Here is a 20,089-nt window from a genome sequence, read left to right on the forward strand (position 1 = left end):
ACGGGCGGTCGTGGACAATCCGGGGCAGCACACGCGAAGGCAGGGGCATGAAGGACGCTGATCGGAAGTTCGTCAAGTGGTCCGCCGGGTTTCCCCGGACGGCCGCGGATCCCGCGCTGAAGGCGCTCACCATGCTCGCCGACCACGGCAAGCTGTGGTTCGCGGTCGCGGCGGTGCTGGCGGCGAAGAAGGGCCCGACCCGCCGGGCGGCGCTGCGCGGCGTCGTGGCCATCGCCGCGTCGAGCGCCATCACGAACGCCGTCGCCAAGCCGCTGCTGCCGCGCCGCCGCCCGGCAACGGATCTCCTGCCGAGGCACCGGCGCCTCGCGGCGCCACCGGATTCCTCGTCGTTCCCGTCGGGGCACGCCGCCTCGGCCGCGGCGTTCACCACCGCCGTCTGCATGGAATCCCCCGCGGTCGGCGCGGTCATCGCCCCCGTCGCCGCGGCGGTCGCCTACTCCCGCGTCCACACCGGGGTGCACTGGCCGACCGACGTCGCCGTCGGAGCGGCCATCGGCGTCGGCGTCGGCCTGGCCACCCGGCGGTGGTGGCCGGTGCGCCCGGCCACCCCGGCGCTGGCGCGGCCGAGCGAGCACGTCGCCGAGATGACCGCGGGAGACGGCTTGGCGCTGCTGGTCAACTCCGCGTCCGGCGAGCCCGACCACGACCCGTCCGCCGAGCTGACCGCGCTGTGGCCGGCAGCGAAGCTCCTGCATCCGGATCCGGAAGGCGATCTGGTCGCGGAGCTCCACCGCGAACTCGACGCGGCCGACGGGGTGCACGCGCTGGCCGTCGCGGGCGGCGACGGCACGGTCGCCGCCGCGGCATCCGTGGCCGCCGTCCGCGAGCTCCCGCTCGCCGTCGTCCCCACCGGCACGCTGAACCACTTCGCCCGCGATCTCGGGGTGGAGGACCCGCAGGACACCGCGCGGGCGGTGGCGGACGGGTCCGCGGTCCAGGTCGGTCTCGGCGCGGTGCGCTTCGACGGCCGACCGGTCCGGTGGTTCATCAACACCGCCAGCCTCGGCGGCTATCCCGACATGGTCCGGCTGCGCGAGAAGTGGGAGCACCGCTGGGGAAAGTGGCCCGCGGCCGCCGCCGCGCTTATCCGGGTCCTGACCGAGGCCGAGCCGATCACGGTCCGCATCGACGGCCGGACCCGCAAGATCTGGCTGCTGTTCGTCGGCAACAGCGGCTACCAGCCGAAGGGCTTCGCGCCGGCGTGGCGCCCGTGCCTGCACGACGGCGTGCTGGACGTCCGCTACGTCCGGGCCGACGTGCCGCTGTCCCGCACCCGGTTCGCCTTCGCGGCGCTGTCCGGGGCGCTGTTCAACAGCCGCACCTACGTCCAGGAGGAGCGGGCCTCGCTGCACCTCGAAGTGCTCAGCGAGCCGCTGGCGCTCGCCTGCGACGGCGAGATCATGGCCACCGGGCGCAGCTTCGACTTCGCCGTGCACGACGCGGCCCTGCACGTCTACCGCCCCGCGGAAGCGCCTGCCGCCGACTGACCGTGCGCGCCGTCCGGGCGCGGCACATCCTGGGGGGCGGGCACAGCTGGGGAGGCCGTCATGAACAGCGAACACCAGTACGCAGTCGTCGTCGGGGTGGACGGGTCGCCGTCCGCGGATGCCGCGTTGCGCTGGGCCGTCTGGCACGCTGGCCTGGTCGGCGGGAGCGTCACCGCGGTCATGGTCTGGGACATGCCGATGATCTACAACTGGGAACCGCCAGGTGACCAGAACTTCGCGCGCCAGACCGCAACGGAATTGCACCGCGTGATCAACGAGGCCCTCGGCGACGCGGCGGCCGCAGTGCACATGGAGGTGGCGCAAGGGCATCCCGCGGGCGCCCTCCTGGACGCCGCCAAGGACGCCGCCGCCGATCTGATCGTCGTCGGCAATCGCGGGTACGGCGGATTCACCGGGGCGCTGCTCGGCTCGGTGACCCAGCACGTCGTGCACCACGCGAGCTGCCCCGTGGTCGTCGTCCGGCAGCCCGCGGAGAAGAAGTCCTGATGCCCGCTACCCGGCCGCTGCGGTGGGGCAATCCGCGCTGATCGGCGTGAAAAGGGGCCGACCGGACTGTTCACGGCCGGCCCCGGGATCACGCGGTCCCGAAGTCGCCCCGCAACGCGTGGGCCGGGCGCAGCCGGGTTGCCCGGGCCGTGCGCCCGCGCTCGATGGCCAGGAAGGTCACCACGAGGCCGCACAGCGCCCAGGCCACCAGCGCCGCGATCAGCCCGCCGCTCGGGGCGGCCCCTTCCACGACCGCGCGCAACGCGTCCTGCGCGGTCGCCGTCGGCAGCACCCCCGAGACCACGCGCAGTGCTTCCGGTACGGCGGCGACGAATCCAGCGGCCAGCATCAGCACGGCCACCAGCATCGCGCCGAACCGCCCGATTCCGCCGAACGCCGCGAGCGCGTGGTTGATCGCGGCGAAGGACACCGCGATCAGCACCAGCAGCGCGGCGGCGCCGAACCACTGCCCGGCCGACAGGTCCTGCGCGATCCCGAACACCGCGGTCACCAGCAGGCCCTGCACCGCCGCGATCCCGGCGGGGAGGGCGAACTGCCGCGCCGTGAGCCGCACGGACGACCGGGTCGAGCCCAGCACCCGCTCGGGCAAGGGCCGCAGCACCAGGAACGTCGCCATCGCGCCGATCCACAGCGCCAGCACCGCGTACAGCGACGGCCCCGAGGAGCCGAAGCCGAGGGTCGTGCCGTTCGCGGTCGTGACCGGGTTCGCGACCGCCTGCGCGAGCTTGTCCCGGTCGCCGTCCGGGTAGCTGGGCAACTGGTCCACGGCCTGGCCCAGGCCCGACGACAGCTGCCCGGAGCCGTCGCCGAGCTGCCGGGCGCCGTCGCCGAGCTGCCGCACCCCGCCGGCGAGCTGCTCGGCACCGGTGGCGAGCTGGTCGGCGCCACCGCGGGTCTGCGAAAGGCCGTCCGCGAGCTGCGTCGCGCCGTCGTCGAGCTGGGCCGCGCCGCCCGCCAGCTGGTCGATGCCCTGGGACAGCGCGGGAAGTCCGCCGCCGGATCCCGGCGTGCGCCCGGCGAGCGCGTCGAGGCCGCCGGCCACGCCCTGGCTGGCCTGCTGCAGCTGCCCGGCCCCGTCGCTGAGCGCCCGCGCCGCCGCGGCCTGCCCCGCGAGCTTCTGGCAACTCGGCAGCACGGCGACACCGCATTCCTTCGCCGACTCCTCCAGACTCTGCGCGAGGCCGTCCAAGCCGGTATTGAGCTGCTGCACGCCCTGCGCCTCCTTCGCCGAGACGTCCGCCAGGGTCGCGGCCTGCTGCGGGAGGTTCGCGGTCTGGTCGCGCATCGCGGCGAGGCCGTCGGACAGGCCGCCGGTGCCCTGGGTCAGTTGCGCCGCACCGTCGTCGAGCTTGCCGAGGCCGTCGGCGAGCGATTTCGAACCGCGCGCCAGCTGGTCGGCGCCGCCGGCGAGCTGGTCGGTCCCGCCGGCGAGCTGCTTGGCGCCGTCGGCCAGCGACGTCGCGCCGTCCGCGGCCTCGCCGAGCTTGTCGCCCAGCGTGTTGAACCCGACGTAGACGTTGTCCAGGTAGGTCGTGGTCAGCTGCTGCCCGAGCAGGTTCGCCGCGGTGGTGGTCACCGCGCGGCTGATCGTCTCGTCCACGAGGCGGCCGCGGTCGCCGGTGGTGACGTCGATCGTCGCCCGCGTGGCGTTCGCCGGGTCGCCGGAGAAAGAGGTGGCGGCCGCGGAGAAGTTCTTCGGGATGGTCACCACGGCCGCGTAGGTGCCATCCCGCAGGCCGTCGGCCGCGGTCTGCTCGGTGGCGAACTCCCAGGTGTAGTTGCTCTCGATCTCGTCGCCGACGAGCTTCGCCGACAACTGCCGCCCCAGCGGGGTGAGCTGCCCGTTGATCTCCACCGGCTCGTCCTCGTTGACGATGGCGGCCTTGACGCCGCTCAGCCGGTCCTCGGGCTGGCCCAGCGACCACGTCAGCAGCCCCGCGACGGCCAGCGGCACCAGCAGCAGGCCGACCACGGCCAGCACCGGGAGCCGGAAGCGGGACCGGGCCTTGTTCCACGAACGCACTGCGATTACCTCTGCTTTCTAGCGGATCGCGCCGGAGAGGGTGCGGGGTTGCCCGGCCGCGCGGAGATCGGTGGCGGTGGCCCACGGCGACTCCGGCAGGACGTCGCCCACCTCGGCCAGGCCGGTGGTGCCCGCGACCACGGTGATGCCGGTTCCGGCGAGCAGGCCCCGGATCGCCCGCCGCTCGCCGGGGTCGGAAACCCGGTCGGTGCGGTCGAGGACGAGCACGACAGGTTCTTCGCGGAGCGCCAGCCGAACCGCTTCCGAGCCGCCCTCGCCCGCGTCGACGTAGGCGACCTGCGAGCGCACCGCCGAGGCCCGCGCGGGCAGGACGCGGCCGAGCACCTTCAACTTGCCCGCGTCCGGCTTCAGCCGTCCGGACAGGGTGAGCAGCAGCGCCGTCACCGCAGGCTCCGCACCGCCGCGGACGACGTGCACTCCTCGACGTGGCAGGAAGAATCCGACGCCCGCGTAGATCTGGCGGCCCGAGGACGGGTCGGCCAGCCGCAGCCCGTCGCAGGCGATCGCGTCGTCGGCGCCCGGCCGCGGCCAGTCCGCCAGCGCCAGCTCCGCGCGGAGGTTCTCGCCTTCCACGTCGAAGGACGGCAGCACGCGGTTCAGCCGCCGCGGCATCCACCACGCCTTGTCGCCCATCAGCGCGAGCACGGCGGGCACCAGCGTCATGCGCACGATGAAGGCGTCGACGAACACGCCGACCGCGAGCCCGAGCGCGATGGGCTTGATGTTCGCATCGCCCTCCGGGACGAACGCGATGAACACCGCGAACATGATCATCGCCGCGGCCGTCACGACCCGCGCCGAGGAGACGAAACCGGAGTTGATCGCGCCGCGCGCGTCACCGGTGTGCACGAACTCCTCGCGCATCCGGGCGACCAGGAACACCTCGTAGTCCATGGCCAGTCCGAACAGGACACCCATCAGCACGATCGGCATGAAGCTGATCACCGGGCCGGTGTTCTCGACGTTGAACGCGCCGGCCAGCCAGCCGTCCTGGAACACCAGCTTCACCACGCCCAGGGAGGCGCCGATGCTCAGCAGGTAGCCCAGCGTCGCCTTGATCGGCACCGCGATGGATCGGAACACCATCGTCAGCAGCACCAGCGAGAGCCCGACGACGACCACGCCGAACGGCAGCAGCGCCGAGCCCAGCTTGGCCGACACGTCGATGCCCACCGCGGTGAAGCCGGTGACGGCGATGTCGATGCCGTAGGCGTCCTTGAAGTGCCCGCGCAGCGACCGGATGTCGTCCACCAGCTGCTTCGTCTCCGGCGAGTCCGGCTCGCCTTCCGGGACCACCTGCACGATCCCGGTGTCGGCGGTGGGGTTCGGGGTGGCCAGCGGCACGTCGGCCACGCCGGGCAGCCGCTCGATCTCCGCCTTGAGGTCGGCCATCAGCCCGAGCGGGTCGGTGCTGGTGACGATGTTGGCGGTCACGATCAGCGGGCCGTTGAAGCCCTTCGGGAAGTGCTCGTCGATCAGGTCGTAGGTCACGCGGGCGGGCTCGTCCTTCGGCAGCGCCCCGGCGTCGGGCAGCGCGAGCCGCAGCCCGGCGGCGGGCACCGCGGCGAGGCCGAGCACCGCGATCACGGCGAGCACGGTGACGACCGGGAAGCGGGTCACCGCGCGCACCCAGCCGCCGAAGAACCGCTCTCCGAAGGCGGGCTTGGTGCGCCGCTTGCGCGGGCGCGGGCGAAGCCGGTCGCCGGCGAAGCCCAGCAGCGCGGGCATCAGGGTGACCGAGACGAGCACCGCGACGCCGACGCCGATGGCCGCCGCGACGCCCATCGTGGTCAGGAACGGGATGCCCGCGACGCCGAGCCCGACCAGCGCGATCATCACCGTCAGCCCGGCGAAGATCACCGCCGAGCCGGCGGTCGCGTTGGCGCGCGCGGCGGCCTCCTGCGCCGACGCTCCCCCGGCGAGTTCCTGCTGGTGGCGCGACACGATGAACAAGGCGTAGTCGATGCCGACCGCGAGGCCCAGCATCAGCGAGAGCAGCGGCGTCGTCGCGGTGATCGGCCCGAACGCGGTCGCGATGAAGATCAGCGTCATGGAGATGCCGACGCCCACCAGCGCGTTGATCAGCGGCATCCCGGCCGCGAGGAACGAACCCAGGGTGACCATCAGGACCACGATCGCGATCACCAGGCCGAGCGCCTCGGTGACGGTCACGCCGGGGAGCTTCTGCGAGAACAGCTGGCCGCCGTAGGAGGCCTGCGATCCCGCGGGCAGGCGTTCCTGCAGCTCGTGGGTGATCTGGACGATGCGGTCCTTGGCGGGCTCGCCGATCGCGAAGATCTCGCCGTCGAGCTGGACCATGATCAGCCCGGCCTGGCCGTTGTCGCTGATCGCCCCGCCGAACTCCGTCTGGTAGGGCGAGACGACCTGGGACCGCTGCGGCACGGCATCCAGCTCGTCGACCGCCCGCTCGACCTCGCGCTGCACGGCCGGATCCCGCATGCCGCCCGGCGCCACCACCACGATCTGCGCGGAGGCGCCGCTGGTCTGCGGGAACGTCACGGACAGCCGGTCGAGCGCCTCCTGCGACTCGGTGCCGGGAATGCTGATGGAGTTGTCCAGGCCCTTGTTCAACAGGCCCGCCGCACCACCTGCGACGGCTAGGACCAGCAGCCACAGCGCCAGCACTGCCTTGCGGGCCGCGAACGCTCTGCGGCCGACGGAGTAGAGAAAGGAGGACACGCAGACTCCTGTCGCCGGCCTGGCCGGACGATGTCGATGTCACCGGACGAGAACCGATACCGCGCCGTATCGGATACGTCACGGTATCCGATACCGGACCGTATCGACTACGATGGGGTAGGTTCCGGGCGAGTGCGAAAGATCACGGAACCATTTGCGGGGAGGGAAAGTTCGCGTGAGCAAGACCAGGTCGGCCGCGACGGCGGGCGGCGCAACCGGGCCCGGCAATCGGGAGACGGCCCGGCGGGCCAAGACCCGGGAACGGCTGATGGACGCCGCGTACGAGCAGTTCTGCGAGCACGGCATCAACGGCATCTCCATCGAGGCCATCGCGGACGCGGCCGGGTTCACGCGCGGCGCCTTCCACTCCAACTTCGCCAGCAAGGAAGAGCTGTTCGTGGCGCTGGCCGAGCGGGAGAACCGGCTGCGGCTGGAGGCGCTGCGGGAGCGGTTCGACGTCGCGGTCGCCCCGCTCGGCCGCACCGAGGGCAAGCCCGGCCCGGAGCTGATCGAGGAAGCGCTCGCGGACCTGCTGGCATTCCTGCCGGAGGAGCGGCAGTGGTGCCTGCTCAACAGCGAGTTCCGGCTGCTCGCGATGCGCGAACCGCAGATCGCGCCGCGCTTCCTGGAGTCCACGCGCGCCTTCCAGCAGCAGCTGTCCGACATGATCGACGCCGCGCTGGAATCGGTGGGACTGCGCTTCGCGATCGACTCGATGCACCTGACGCGACTGCTGCTCGCCCAGTTCGAGTCGGCGATGCAGGACGCGATCCTCTCCGGCGACGACGACCCGGTGCGAACGGTCCGCGACTACATCATGCTCACCCTGCCACGCCTGGTGCACGCCCTCGCCGAGGTCCGCGAACCCGCGAAGCCGTGACCCGCCACCGAACGCGACCGTCGCAAGTGGAGAGACGGCGCCGTGAGCCGAACTCTGCGAAATGCTTGAACTTCGCCGAGGAGCGCGTCATTTCGCCTCGTGGACGATGACGCAGAGGAACTCGCGCCCACCGTGCCGCACGAGATCGGCGTCGGACGACGAATCGACCGGCAGGTGAAGCGCCTCGAGCCAGGCCGAGCCCTCCTGGGCGTGCGCGGCGTCGTACTGCGCCAGGGCGTGGGTCCGGCTGGTCCGGATGTGGGCCAGCGCCAGGGCGGCCGCCCGGCCGGGATCGCGGTCGGCCAGGGCCTCGACGAGGCCCGCGTGCTCCGCGGCCTGGCGTTCGTACTCGTGGCCGTCTGTCTCGTTACAGTTCTACTCGAACCGGATCAATCCACGGCGGAGCGCGGCGAGGGTTTCGGCGATCTGACGACGGGATACGGCCGCGCTCGTGATCACGGCCGACCGGTGGAACGTGCCGGGAAACAGGTGCAGCTCGACCGATGAGCCGCCGCACAGCAGGCCGGAGGCGTAGGCCAAGCCCTCATCGCGCAGCGGATCGTTCTCGTAGACCGACACGTACGCAGGCGGGAGGCCGGAGAGATCACCGGCGCGAGCCGGTGCGGCGTAAGGCGGAACGACCCCGCCGCAGTCCGCCAGGTAGTACCGCCAGCTCAGCACCGCGTCGGCCCGGTTCCACAGTGGAGTGTCGTCGAACGCCCGCATCGAGGCGGTCTCCAGCCGGTCGTCGACCTCGGGCGCGTCGAGCAGCTGGAAGCACAGCGGCGGCCCGCCGCGGTCGCGGACGAGCAGCGTGAGTGCGGCGGCGAGACCGCCCCCGGCGCTCATCCCGTACACCCCGATCCGCCCCGCATCGACGCCCAACTCCCGGCTTTCGGATGCGATCCAGCGCAGCGCCGCCTCGCAGTCCCGCAGGGCGGCCGGGTACGGGTGCTCCGGAGCCAGTCGGTAGTCGACGGCCACGACGACCGCGGGCACCTGAGCGCAGAGGTCCGCGGCTTGTGCGGCGACCGTCTCCAGACCGCCCATCACGAATCCCCCGCCGTGCAACAACAACAAGGCGGGAAGCGGGCCGGTGACATCGGGCGGCCGGCAGACCCCGACCCGCACGGAGCCGTCCGGACCGGGCACCGCGTGGTCGGTCATGTCGACCCCGCCGGCCGCCGCGCCCGCGGCGAGCTGCCGCATCCGGGCGCGAGCCCCGGCGAGGTCCTGGATGTGCAGGTCGGGCAGCGCGGGCAGGGCTGCCGCGAGCTCGGGATCCAGGCGCACGTCGTCACCCCCTCGCCGACGTCACCGCATTGTCCGGCCGGCGCGGCCACCCGGGCCACTCAGCGCCTGCCCGTGGGCACCGCGCTCGCGCTCGCCACCATCGCGGCGCATTGCAGCAGGAGCCATAGGTATACCAAATGCTAATCCGATCAAGTGCGCATGGCCCTTTTCTTGTATGTTCCGAACCTGCGGGATGATTTGGTATATAGAACATTCCAAGCTTGGACTTCTAGGAGCTCGTGATGTGCCTCGACCCAACCCCGCCGCCGCCCAGCAGCGTCACCCGTCGCGGGGTGCTCGCCGCAGCCGCCGTGCTGGCCGGAACCGCCGCCCTGACCACCTCGGCCGAGGCCGCTCCGCGACCCGGCTCGAACGGCGGTGACCTGGTCATCGAGGGCGGCACGCTGCTCGATCCGGCGACCGGTGAGGTCATCGAGGACAGCGTCGTCGTGATCCGTGACGGCATCGTCCGCGCGGCCGGTTCCCGCGACCGCGTCCAGGCACCCACCGACGCCCCGCGCCTGGACGCGCGCGGCAAGTGGGTCCTGCCCGGCCTCGTCGACGCGCACATCCACCTCAACACCGCGGCCGAGGCCGCCGACGCGGTCCGCAAGGGCGCGACCAGCGCGCGCAGTGGTTCCACGAACTTCTACCAGGACATCGCCGTGCGCGAGCTGGCGTGGCAGGCACCGCAGCAGGCCCCGCACCTGAAGGCCGCGGGCGTCTTCGTTACCCCGGACCTCGGCGACACCGTCCTCGCCGACCCCGACCTCACGTCGCTGGCGCGGCTCAAGGAGGGCGTCCGCTCGCCGGAGGCGCTGCGCCGCGTCGTCGAGGTGAACCTCGCCCGGGGCGCCGACGTGATCAAGACGCGGGTCAACGAGCGGGCCGGGCTGCCCGAGCAGGATCCGCAGACCCAGGTCTACTCCTACGAGCAGCTCGCCGAGGTGGTGGCCGCGGCCCGGAAGCGCGGCAAGGGCGTCCTGTGCCACAGCTACAGCGAGAAGGGCTGCCACGACGCGGTGACCGCGGGCATCCGCTCGCTGGAGCACGGCGTCTTCGTCGGCGAGCGGACCCTGCACGAAATGCGCCGCCGGGACACCTACTTCACCCCGACGCTCACCGCGATGGCCGGCCTCGCCGAGTCCACCAACCCGGTCCTGGCCGAACGCGGGCGCACCTACCTGCCCATCCTCAAGGACGCCGTCCGCGCCGCCCACGAGATGGGCGTGCCGCTCGCCGCCGGAACCGACTCCTCCGGCGGCACCGTCGATCCGATCGGCCGCGAGGTGCAGCTGATGCACGAGGCCGGCCTGCCCGCGCTCGACGCCATCCGCACCGCGACGACCTCCGCCGCGAGGCTGCTCGGCGTGGAACGCGAAGCGGGGCGGCTCACCGCAGGCTTCCAGGGCAACGCAGTCGTCGTCTCGGGCGACCCGCAGCGCGACCTGTCCGTCCTGATGGCGCCGGTGCACGTCGTCCGCTCGGGGCTGGTCGTCTAGTCCCGCCGCTTCCACCGTGGCGGGCCGTGGTCGATTCCCCGGCCCGCCACGGCGTTCCGGCAGCATTTCGTCTCTTGTGGACGGTTCCGGCACGTGCACGCAGGGCGGCCGCCGGTCCTTCGACATGACCCGCGAGCCGGAAATCACGGGCGAACCGCGACGTGGTCCTGCTAGAGTCGTCTCGTGCGATTCCACTACTTCCTCTGAGAGCGCCGACCTAGGCGGCGGACGGCCTTCGGCCGGTCCGCGCTGAGCGCATCGGTCGTTGAACGCACTACTTTTCCGGATCCCCCATCGCCCGGCGCTGGACCGTGCCCGGGGCGCGCGGGATCCGTCTCGGAGGAACCGTGTCCACTCGCATCGTCCTACCGGCCCGCGCCCGAACCCACCTCGGCGCAGCCGAAATCCACCTCGCCCGCGGCGGTCGCGCCGTGCTCACCGGCGTCGACCTGGCGGTTTCGCCGGGTGACCGGCTCGGCGTGGTGGGCGGCAACGGCGCAGGCAAGACCACCTTGCTGCAGGTGCTCGCGGGGAACCTCGTTCCCGACAGCGGCACCGTGCACCGGGTCGGCACCTTCGGCGTCGCGGACCAAGAGATCCCGGTCGACGACGGGCGCACCGTCGGCGACCTCATCGACATCGAGCTCGCCGACGCGCGGCGAGCCCTGCAGGAGTTCGAAGCGGCGACCGCGGCGCTGGTCGAGGAGCGCCCCGGCGCCGACGAGCAGTACGCCGAAGCGCTGGCCGCCGCGGAGGCGCTGAACGCCTGGGATGCCGACCGCCGGGTCGACATTTCGCTGGCCGCACTCGGCGCCGTCGCCGACCGCGCCCGGCCGCTGGCCGCGCTGTCGGTCGGCCAGCGCTACCGGGTGCGGTTGGCCTGCCTCCTCGGCGCCGGGCACGACCTGCTGCTACTCGACGAGCCGACGAACCACCTCGACGCGGTCGGCCTCGAACACCTGACTACGAGGCTGCGGGAACACCCGGGCGGCGTCGTGCTCGTCAGCCACGACCGCGCGCTGCTCGCCGACGTCGTCACCTCGGTGCTCGACCTCGACCCGACCAGGGACGGACGCCCGCGGACCTACGGCGGCGGGTACGCCGGTTACCAGCAGGGGAAGCGGGCCGAACGCGAGCGCTGGGAGAACGAATACCGCGCACAGCAACGCGAACACCAGCGGCTCGCCGACGACCTCTCGGCTGCGCAGGACCGCCTGTCCACCGGGTGGCGACCGGAGAAGGGCACCGGCAAGCACACCCGCGCCACGCGGGCGCCCGCGCTCGTGCGGGCGGTCCACCGGCGGCAGGAAGACCTCGACGCGCACCGCGTAGACGTGCCCGCGCCGCCGCTGCGCTTCCAGGCGCCGGAACTCGGCGACATGCCAGGGGTTCCGCTCCTGCACGCCGACGAGGTGACCCTGCGCGGGCGGTTGGAGCAACCCCGGTCGCTGCTGCTGCGATCCGGCGATCGCCTCGTCATCACCGGCCGCAACGGTGCCGGGAAGTCGAGTCTGCTTTCGCTGCTGTCCGGTGAGCTCCAGCCGACGTCGGGTGCTGTGGTGCGCAACGCCGCGGCGCGGGTCTCGTGGCTCGCGCAGGAATCGCCGGCTGCGGCACGGCTGACCGCCGGTGAGGCGTACCAGTGGGCCGTCGACGAACTCGCCGTGTCCGGGCTGATCGACGGCGACGCGATCCCGTTGCCGGAGCTCGGGCTGCTGCCCGACGCCGCGGCCGGCCGACCGGTCGCCGAGTTGTCGATCGGCCAGCAACGCCGGCTGCAGCTCGCGATCGCGCTGGCCGCGCGGCCGCACGTGCTGCTGCTCGACGAGCCGACGAACCACCTGTCGATGACGCTGGTCGAAGAGCTCACGGATGCGCTGGCCACGACCACAGCGGCGATCGTTGTCGCCACGCACGACAGGCAGCTGCTGCGCGACACCGCGAACTGGCCGCGGCTGCCGCTCTGACCGCCTCGCGCGGCTCCACCCGCACCAGGGTGGAGCCGCGCCTCACCGCTTGTCCGCGGGCACGGCGTCCCCGGCCGGGGCGTTGCTGCGGCCATAGTGGTGCGTGGTGAACATGTAGATCACGCCGATGGCGACCACGATTCCACCGGAGAGCAGCACGATGTAGTTGTCGTACCAGGCGGCCTGCGGTGTTCGCGGCCACGAGATGTTCACCATCGCGCCGATCCCGTAGGCCAGCGCCACGACGTTGACCAGGAGCCCCCACCGGCCGAGGGTGAACTCGCCCGTCGGCCGCCAGCCCTTCAGCCGCGCGCGCAGGGCGGCGAACACGACCATCTGGAACGCCAGGTAGATCCCCAGGATCGCGAACGAGACGATCTTGGTGAGCGCGTCGGTGGAGATCAGCGACCCTACAGCGATGACCACCGGCACCACGCCGGCCAGCAGGAGCGCGTACGGCGGCACGTGGCGGGCGTGGGAGAAGCGGCGCAGCAGCTTGTACCCGATGATCATCTCGTCGCGGGCGTAGGAGTAGGTCAGCCGCCCGGCCGCCGCCTGCAGGCTGATCGTGCAGGACAGGAACGAGATCAGCACGACACCCATCACCCCCCGCGCGCCCGTCGTGCCGAAGGCGCTGTTGAGCACGTTGATCAGCGGATCGGCGTCCTCGCCGGAGATGACCTTGCCGTAGTCGGGCACCGCCAGCAGCAGGGTCAGGCAGGCGAACGTCGCCGCGGCGCCGCCGATGTAGATGGTGCGCCGCATCGCCTTCGGCACGTTGCGGCCCGGGTGCGGGACTTCCTCGGCGGTGTCGCCGCACGCCTCGAAACCGTAGTACTGGTAGAAGCCGATGATCGCGGCCGCGAGGAATACCGGCAGGTAGGGGCCGGAACCGCCGGCGCCGAAGTTGTCGAACAGCACCCCCAGGCCGTGGAAGCGGTGCGTCGTCAGCAGCCAGACGCCCACGAACAGCGCGCCCAGCAGTTCGGCGGTGAACCCGATGATCGCGGCCATCGACAGCACCTTCGTGCCGCCGTAGTTGATCAGGGTGGCCACCACGATCAGCGCGATCGTGCACAGCACATTGTTGATCACCGTCGGATGGAAGCCGAACAGCAGGGCGATGTAGGGCCCGGCGCCGTAGGCGACGCTCGTGATCGTCACCAGCAACGCCATCAGGTAGACCCAGCCGGACATCCACGCCCAGCGCTTTCCCCACAGCCGCCGGGACCACGGGTAGATCCCGCCGGCCAGCGGGTACTGCGCGACGACCTCCCCGAACACCAGGGCGACCAGGAACTGCCCGGCGCCGGCGAGCAGGAAGCTCCAGATCATCGGCGGCCCGCCGGCGGCCAGCGCGACCCCGAACAGCGTGTAGGTGCTGACCACCGGCGACAGGTAGGTGAACCCGAGGGCGAAGTTCGCCCACAGGCTCATGTCCCGGCGGAATTCCGTGGTGTAACCGAGCTCGCTCAGCCGCGCGTCGTCGCTGCCGGCTTTGCTGTCCGAAGTGGACATCGCGGCCCCCTCGGTCGGATTCGGACCGGGTCGGCCGTGGGTTCGCGCTCGCGCTCGAACGGGTGGCCGAACGCCGGGCGACGCCTCGCGAACCGGGCCCGTTCGCTCACGAACCAGTCGGGCACCCGGACCACCTTCGTGAACGCGGATACCGGAAATAGTCCTCCGCCGCCCGGCGTCTAGCTAGTCGAACCCCGCAGGTCACGCACCGTGTTGCCGAACGCGTCGCGCAGCACCTCGCGGAAGACCTCGACCGAGGCGACCGTGGCGGCCGTGGCGGTGACGGACTCGGTCGACAAGGGGCGGGTGTCGACGATCAGCTGGCCGAGCGTCCGGTCACCGCTGGTCTGCACCACCCTACCGAGACACCGCCCCGGTGCCCTGGGCCCGCTATTCCAGTCCACGTTGGACGGTGCCCTGCTCTTCTTCGAGCATGGTCGCGGACGCCTCGTCGGAGAGTTCGCGGCGATCCGTGGATTCGTGCTCGGGCATTCCTCCCCCTACCGGTGCGTGCGTTGCGTGGTGGCGATCCGGTGGACCAGGCGGGCCGCGGTCCGGGCGGTGCGGTTGTCGATGTCGAGCCCGGGATTGAGCTCCGCGACATCGCAGAGCGCGAGCTTGCCGCTGGCCGCCACCCGCTCGCACACGTGCTGGATCGTCTCCAACGGGACGCCGTAGGCCGCCGGGGCGCTCACGCCGGGCGCTACCGCCGCGGGCAGCACGTCGAGGTCGATCGTCAGGTAGACGACGTCGCAGCCGGCCAGGAACCGGTCCACGAACTCGTCCACCACGACCAGGTTCGCCGGGCCGCAGTGGTCGTCGAGCAGGTAGTCCACGCCCAGCTCGTCGGCGGTGTCGAACAGGGCTTTGGTGTTACTCGGCTGGCTGATGCCCAGCACCGCGTAGTGCACGCCCTCGCCGCGCTGCCGCTCCCGGTCGGCCATCTGCCGGAACGGCGTGCCGGAGCTGGGAGTTTCGTCGGCCCGGAGGTCGAAGTGCGCGTCGAGGTTGAGCACGCCGAGCTTCGCGCCGGAGCGCACCCGCGCCGATTCCGCGATCCCGAGGTAGCTGCCGTAGGCGATCTCGTGGCCGCCGCCGAAGACGACGACGAACCGGCCGTCGTCGAGCAGGCCCGTCACGGCCCGGCCGAGCCGTTCCTGCCCGGATTCCAGCGCACCGTCGGTGACCTCGACGTCGCCCGCGTCCGCGGCGGCCACCGGCGCGGGCAGCGCCATCGAGGCCAGTGCCTCGCGGATGGCGCGCGGGCCGTCCGCCGCGCCCGGGCGGCCCTTGTTGCGGCGGACGCCTTCATCACTGCGGAACCCGAGGAACGCGATGTCCGCCGTGCCCTCGGCGCCGACGACGTGGTGCCACCTGAGGTGTTCGGGCCCCGGGCCGTCGTCGCGGCCGCTCCAGCGCTGCGGCGCGCGGTTCACCGCCTCAACGATCACTTTCCCACTCCTGTAAGTCCAATGTGTACCAGAGGTCGCACTCAGCGAAGCCGCAGGCCGGCGTCGGGCAACCGGCGCAGCCGCGGGTTCTCAGAGGTCGCCTCGCGAGGACAGCCCCGACGCCGCGTATTGGACATACACAAGTCGGGGATCCCACAGCCGAGGCGGCCTCTGAGGTTCCGCTACCCACACCGCCACGCAAAACGAGCCCGGAGACCCTGTTAGAGCATCGGGATCCGCACGCCGCGCTCCCTGGCGACGTCGGTCGCGTGCTGGTAGCCGGCGTCGACGTGGCGCAGCACGCCCATGCCCGGGTCGTTGGTGAGCACCCGGGCCAGCTTCTCGGCGGCCAGCTCGGTGCCGTCGGCGATGCAGACCTGCCCGGCGTGGATCGAGCGCCCCATGCCGACGCCGCCGCCGTGGTGGATCGACACCCACGAGGCACCCGAGGCGGTGTTGACCAGCGCGTTCAGCAGCGGCCAGTCGGCGATCGCGTCGGAGCCGTCGAGCATCGACTCGGTCTCCCGGTAGGGCGAGGCGACCGAACCGGAGTCGAGGTGGTCGCGGCCGATGGCGACCGGGGCGGACAGTTCGCCGGAGGCGACCATCTCGTTGAACTTCAGGCCGGCGAGGTGCCGTTCGCCGTAGCCCAGCCAGCAGATCCGGGCGGGCAGGCCCTCGAAGGAGACCCGCTCGCCGGCCATCGTCAGCCACCGGTGCAGGTGCTCGTTCTCCGGGAACAGCTCCATGATCGCCTTGTCGGTGGCCGCGATGTCCGCGGGGTCACCGGACAGCGCCGCCCACCGGAACGGGCCGAGGCCCTCCTCGAACAGCGGGCGGATGTGCGCGGGCACGAACCCTGGGAACGCGAAGGCGCGGTCGTAACCGGCCTTGCGGGCCTCGTCCCGGATGGAGTTGCCGTAGTCGAAGACCTCGATGCCCTTGTCCAGGAAGCCCACCATCGCTTCGACCTGGGCGGCCATCGACTTGCGGGACCGCTCGGTGAACGCCGCCGGGTCCTGCTCCGCCAGCGCCGCCCACTCGTCGAGCTCGACGCCCACGGGCAGGTAGGAAAGCGGGTCGTGCGCGGAGGTCTGGTCGGTGACGATGTCGATCGGCGCGTCCATCTCCAGCAGCTTCGGGAACACCTCGGCGGCGTTGCCCACCAGCCCGATCGACAGCGGTTTGCGCTGGTCCCGGGCCTCCACCGCGAGCCGCAGCGCGTCGTCGATGTCGTCGGCGCGGACGTCGAGGTAGCGGTGGGCGATGCGGCGCTCGATGCGCGAGGGGTCGCACTCCACGCAGATCGCCACGCCCTCGTTCATGGTCACCGCGAGCGGCTGCGCGCCGCCCATGCCGCCGAGCCCAGCGGTCAGCGTGATGGTGCCGGCGAGGGTGCCGCCGAAGCGCTTGCGGGCCACCGCGCCGAAGGTCTCGTAGGTGCCCTGCAGGATGCCCTGGCTGCCGATGTAGATCCACGACCCGGCGGTCATCTGGCCGTACATCGTCAGGCCCAGCGAGTCGAGGCGGCGGAACTCCTCCCAGTTCGCCCAGTCGCCCACCAGGTTGGAGTTGGCGATCAGGACCCGCGGCGCCCACTCGTGGGTGCGCAGGACGCCGACCGGCTTGCCGGACTGCACCAGCAGCGTCTCGTCCTTCTCGAGGGTCTTGAGGGTCTCGGTGATCGCATCGAAGGCCGCCCAGCTCCGCGCCGCCTTGCCGGTGCCGCCGTAGACGACCAGGTCGTCGGGGCGTTCGGCGACCTCGGGGTCGAGGTTGTTCATCAGCATCCGAAGGGCGCCTTCCTGCTGCCAGCCGCGGCAGTTCAGGTCGGTGCCACGCGGCGCGCGGACGGTGCGGGCGTCTTCGTTGGTCATGTGCTGCTCCAGGGTCGCCTCTTTGCGTTTGTCCCATCAGATCCCGCGCCACGCCCCGCGGACAGAACCGAGCCGCTTCTTTCTCGGATCCGAGACACCTGATGAGTGGCCAGGCGCCGTCGATCCCGATGGCGGAGATGTGCCGCGCCGAAGCACTCTTCCGGCCGTTCTCCTTGTTCAACTACATGGCTCGCGCCGAGGACCGGCTGGAAGGCATCTCGTTCGTACAGCAAGCTGTGGCGAAAGGGTTGCGGCCCAAGATCGATAGCGTCTTTGAATTCGCGGACTTGATGGCTGCCTACCGGCAGCTGGAGTCGAACCGTTCAGCAGGGAAGATCGTGGTGAAGGCGTAAATTTTGCGTAGGGCCCGGTCAGGAGCCATCAGCTCTAGCTCCCCGCAGTTTTGCTTGAAACGGGGAACTGACCACGGCGCGGCACTTTCCGATCAACAGGACTGAAAAGCCGCGGGTTGGAGCACCTGCGCTTCCGCGGACGGCCCGCTCAGGTCGCTAGCGGGTCGCGGCCGGAGATTGCCGCCGTCAGCCTGGCGGCGCCGCCGTGTATCGCCTCGCCGACCACGGCCGGCTCGTGGCGCTCGTGGAACCGGCTCCACGTGGTGCTCAACGCCGCCACCGGCCGTCCACTGTGGTCGAACACCGCGGCGCCCACGGAGCGCAGGCCGGGCGCGACCAGCTCCACCTCCTCCGACCAGCCGCGCTCCCGGTCGACCGCCAGCCCCTCCCCCAGCTCCGCGAGCGTCCGGGGGCCGCGGCCGGTGCGGGTGATGAAGTCGCTGCGGTGCGGGAACAGGGCGCGGATCTGCGCGTCGGTGCCGCCGGCGAGGATCGCGCGGCCGTTGGCGGTCAGGTGCGCGGGCAGCCGCACCCCGACGTCGGTGATCAGCGAGACGTCGGCGCCGGAGGTCGGCTGTTCCTTCAGCAGGTACACCGTTTCCGCGCCGTGCAGGATGCCGAGGTGCACGGTCTGCCCGAGGCTGCGGGCCAGCCGGCGCAGGATCGGCGCGGCCCGCCGCTCCAGCGGCTCGTGCCGGAGGTAGGCGGAGCCGATCTCGAACGACACCACCCCGAGCCCGTAGGCCTGCTCCGCCTCCAGGTACACCACGAATCCCTTGTCCACCAGGACGGAAAGGATGTGGTACAGCGAAGAGCGGGGAATGCCGAGATCCCGGGCGAGACTCGCCGCGCGCACCGGCCCGGGGCCTTCGGCGAGCCGGACCAGGACGTCCAGCGCCCGCCCGACTGCCGGTGACGCGCTCGACTCGGCCACCTCATCCACCTCCTGCGACGGGACGATTCTCGCGGATCCGGTTGCGCATCGCCGCCCAGTAGATCGCGCCGGGCACGACCAGCCCGAGCAGCCACGCGATGTCCGCGCCGCCGAGCAGCGGAACCATGAAGCCGGTGAAGACCTTGTCCACGTTGGAGAACGGGATCTGCACGACGATGCCGAAGAAGTAGGCGACCAGCGCGGGAACGCACCAGCGGCCGTATCTCCCGTCCGGGTCGTACATCGCGTCGAGGTCGTAGTTCTCCTTGCGCAGGAAGTAGAAGTCGACCAGGTTGATCGCGCTCCACGGCGTGAGGAAGTACAGCAGGAAGTGCAGGAACAGCACGAAGTTCGACAGGAAGTCACCGCGTCCCAGCACCGCGAGCACGCCCCCGAGGACACCGACGAACGCGATGTAGCCGACCCGGGCTCCTTGCGAGAGCACCGCCCTGCGGGTGAACGCGGTCAAGGTGGTGGCCACCGTCATGTAGCCGCCGTAGATGTTGAGCACGTTGATGGTGAACTTGCCCAGCGCGATGGCCAGCAGCAGCGGCAGCACCAGCGCCTCGCCGCCTAGTCCCACCACGTAGGTGACCTCGTGGCCCTTGAACTCCTTGCCCGCCACCGCGTAGGCGAGCGCGCCGAAGGACATCGCCCACGTCGCGCCGAGCGCGGTGCCGCCGTAGGTCCACCAGAACGTCGCCCGGATCGAGGTGCTCGCCGGCAGGTACCGGGAGGTGTCCGCGACGTACGGGCCGAAGGTGAGCTGCCAGGACGCGGTCAGCGACAGCGCGAGCAGGAACGCGGGCAGGTCGAGTTCCGCGTTCGCCAGCACCGGCCCGAGGTCGTGCGTGGTGACCAGCCGGAACGTCAGGTACACGAACACCACGACCGACACCAGCGACGCCAGCCAGCCGAAGCGGTGGATCAGCCGGTATCCGACGATCGCGATCAGCGCCGACAGCGCCGCGTAGAGCAGGATGCTGGCGTCGACCGGCAGCCCGGTGATCGCGGCCAGCGCCTGGCCGCCCAGCACGTTGCCGCTGGCGAAGTAGCCGAGGTACATCAGCACGACCAGGACCAGCGGCAGCACCGCGCCGTACACGCCGAACTGCGCCCGGCTCTGGATCATCTGCGGGATGCCGAGCTTCGGCCCCTGCGCGGCGTGCAACGCCATCGGGATGCCGCCGATGGCGTTGCCCAGCGCGATGGCCACCAGCGCCCACAGCGGGTGCAGGCCGACGAGCACGGTCAGCGCGCCGGTCACGGCCGAGGTGATCTGCATGTTGCCGGCGAACCACAGCGTGAACAGGCTGCGCGGGTTGCCGTGCCGCTCGCCGTCGGGGATCGGGTCGATCGATCTGCGCTCGACCTGCAACGGTCCGGCCATTCGCCCTCCTCGCACCGCGGAATTCGTTCGTTCCATTAGTCGCCGCGCGGGTGCCCGGAGCAATCCCCGGCCGGGAGCAGTTGTCCAGGATGACAGACAGTCCGGGCGCGGGAGGGGTCACGCCCCTCCCGCGCCCGGGAGTCC

At 71.5% G+C, this 20,089-nt stretch carries 15 protein-coding genes; 6 read left to right on the forward strand and 9 right to left on the reverse strand.

The annotated features are described in order from the left end of the window. Positions 1–47 precede the first annotated feature (47 nt). Positions 48–1,508, forward strand: coding sequence for a bifunctional phosphatase PAP2/diacylglycerol kinase family protein (locus tag BLW84_RS09130; protein ID WP_093263579.1), 1,461 nt, complete (start codon positions 48–50; stop codon positions 1,506–1,508). 60 nt (positions 1,509–1,568) lie between these two features. After that, a complete protein-coding gene (locus tag BLW84_RS09135) occupies positions 1,569–2,015 on the forward strand; it encodes a universal stress protein (RefSeq protein WP_093263582.1) in 447 nt (148 codons plus the stop codon). A gap of 88 nt (positions 2,016–2,103) precedes the next feature. Here the strand turns inward: BLW84_RS09135 and BLW84_RS09140 are convergent, their stop codons facing one another. Both BLW84_RS09140 and BLW84_RS09145 read right to left on the reverse strand, forming a co-directional pair. Then, positions 2,104–4,059 carry a YhgE/Pip domain-containing protein gene (locus tag BLW84_RS09140; protein ID WP_093263584.1) on the reverse strand — a complete coding sequence of 652 codons (1,956 nt, stop codon included), beginning with the start codon at positions 4,057–4,059 and terminating at the stop codon, positions 2,104–2,106. Positions 4,060–4,077: 18 nt separating this feature from the next. Continuing rightward, positions 4,078–6,780, reverse strand: coding sequence for an MMPL family transporter (locus BLW84_RS09145; protein WP_093263587.1), 2,703 nt, complete (start codon positions 6,778–6,780; stop codon positions 4,078–4,080). 175 nt (positions 6,781–6,955) lie between these two features. Here BLW84_RS09145 and BLW84_RS09150 point away from each other — a divergent pair, with 175 nt between their 5' ends. Continuing rightward, on the forward strand, positions 6,956–7,660 hold the full coding sequence (locus BLW84_RS09150) for a TetR/AcrR family transcriptional regulator (protein ID WP_245761036.1): 705 nt from the start codon (positions 6,956–6,958) through the stop codon (positions 7,658–7,660). Between the two features lie 375 nt (positions 7,661–8,035). Here BLW84_RS09150 and BLW84_RS09155 read toward each other — a convergent pair whose 3' ends face one another. Next, positions 8,036–8,953 (reverse strand): alpha/beta hydrolase, encoded by a 918-nt coding sequence (locus BLW84_RS09155; RefSeq protein WP_093263590.1) that lies wholly within the window; start codon positions 8,951–8,953, stop codon positions 8,036–8,038. A 242-nt stretch (positions 8,954–9,195) separates the two neighbouring features. Between BLW84_RS09155 and BLW84_RS09160 the strand changes: the two genes are divergently transcribed. Together BLW84_RS09160 and BLW84_RS09165 are read left to right on the forward strand one after the other, a co-directional pair. Beyond that, entirely contained in the window at positions 9,196–10,455 is a 1,260-nt protein-coding gene (locus BLW84_RS09160) for an amidohydrolase family protein (protein WP_093263592.1), read from the forward strand. A 347-nt stretch (positions 10,456–10,802) separates the two neighbouring features. After that, positions 10,803–12,422, forward strand: coding sequence for an ATP-binding cassette domain-containing protein (locus BLW84_RS09165; RefSeq protein WP_093263595.1), 1,620 nt, complete (start codon positions 10,803–10,805; stop codon positions 12,420–12,422). Positions 12,423–12,464: 42 nt separating this feature from the next. On the opposite strand, the gene BLW84_RS09170 is transcribed toward BLW84_RS09165, so the two are convergent. The 4 genes from BLW84_RS09170 to hutU all read right to left on the reverse strand — a co-directional run bounded on the left by BLW84_RS09170 (position 12,465) and on the right by hutU (position 17,268). Next, on the reverse strand, positions 12,465–13,940 hold the full coding sequence (locus BLW84_RS09170; protein ID WP_093263597.1) for an APC family permease: 1,476 nt from the start codon (positions 13,938–13,940) through the stop codon (positions 12,465–12,467). A gap of 179 nt (positions 13,941–14,119) precedes the next feature. After that, entirely contained in the window at positions 14,120–14,293 is a 174-nt protein-coding gene (locus tag BLW84_RS47355; protein WP_177226369.1) for a hypothetical protein, read from the reverse strand. Between the two features lie 147 nt (positions 14,294–14,440). Then, positions 14,441–15,391, reverse strand: coding sequence for a formimidoylglutamase (hutG, locus tag BLW84_RS09175; RefSeq protein WP_245761037.1), 951 nt, complete (start codon positions 15,389–15,391; stop codon positions 14,441–14,443). 221 nt (positions 15,392–15,612) lie between these two features. Beyond that, positions 15,613–17,268: a urocanate hydratase gene (gene hutU, locus BLW84_RS09180; protein WP_093263600.1), complete on the reverse strand. Its 1,656-nt coding sequence runs from the start codon at positions 17,266–17,268 to the stop codon at positions 15,613–15,615. A 101-nt stretch (positions 17,269–17,369) separates the two neighbouring features. Between hutU and BLW84_RS09185 the strand changes: the two genes are divergently transcribed. Beyond that, positions 17,370–17,621 carry a zinc-binding dehydrogenase gene (locus BLW84_RS09185; protein ID WP_093263602.1) on the forward strand — a complete coding sequence of 84 codons (252 nt, stop codon included), beginning with the start codon at positions 17,370–17,372 and terminating at the stop codon, positions 17,619–17,621. A 148-nt stretch (positions 17,622–17,769) separates the two neighbouring features. Here BLW84_RS09185 and BLW84_RS09190 read toward each other — a convergent pair whose 3' ends face one another. Further along, positions 17,770–18,555 carry an IclR family transcriptional regulator gene (locus tag BLW84_RS09190; protein ID WP_093263605.1) on the reverse strand — a complete coding sequence of 262 codons (786 nt, stop codon included), beginning with the start codon at positions 18,553–18,555 and terminating at the stop codon, positions 17,770–17,772. 1 nt (position 18,556) lies between these two features. Beyond that, positions 18,557–19,945: a purine-cytosine permease family protein gene (locus BLW84_RS09195; RefSeq protein WP_093263608.1), complete on the reverse strand. Its 1,389-nt coding sequence runs from the start codon at positions 19,943–19,945 to the stop codon at positions 18,557–18,559. Between the last annotated feature and the right edge of the window lie 144 nt (positions 19,946–20,089).

It is taken from the genome of Saccharopolyspora shandongensis (assembly GCF_900106995.1).
GTDB classification, from domain to species: domain Bacteria; phylum Actinomycetota; class Actinomycetes; order Mycobacteriales; family Pseudonocardiaceae; genus Saccharopolyspora; species Saccharopolyspora shandongensis.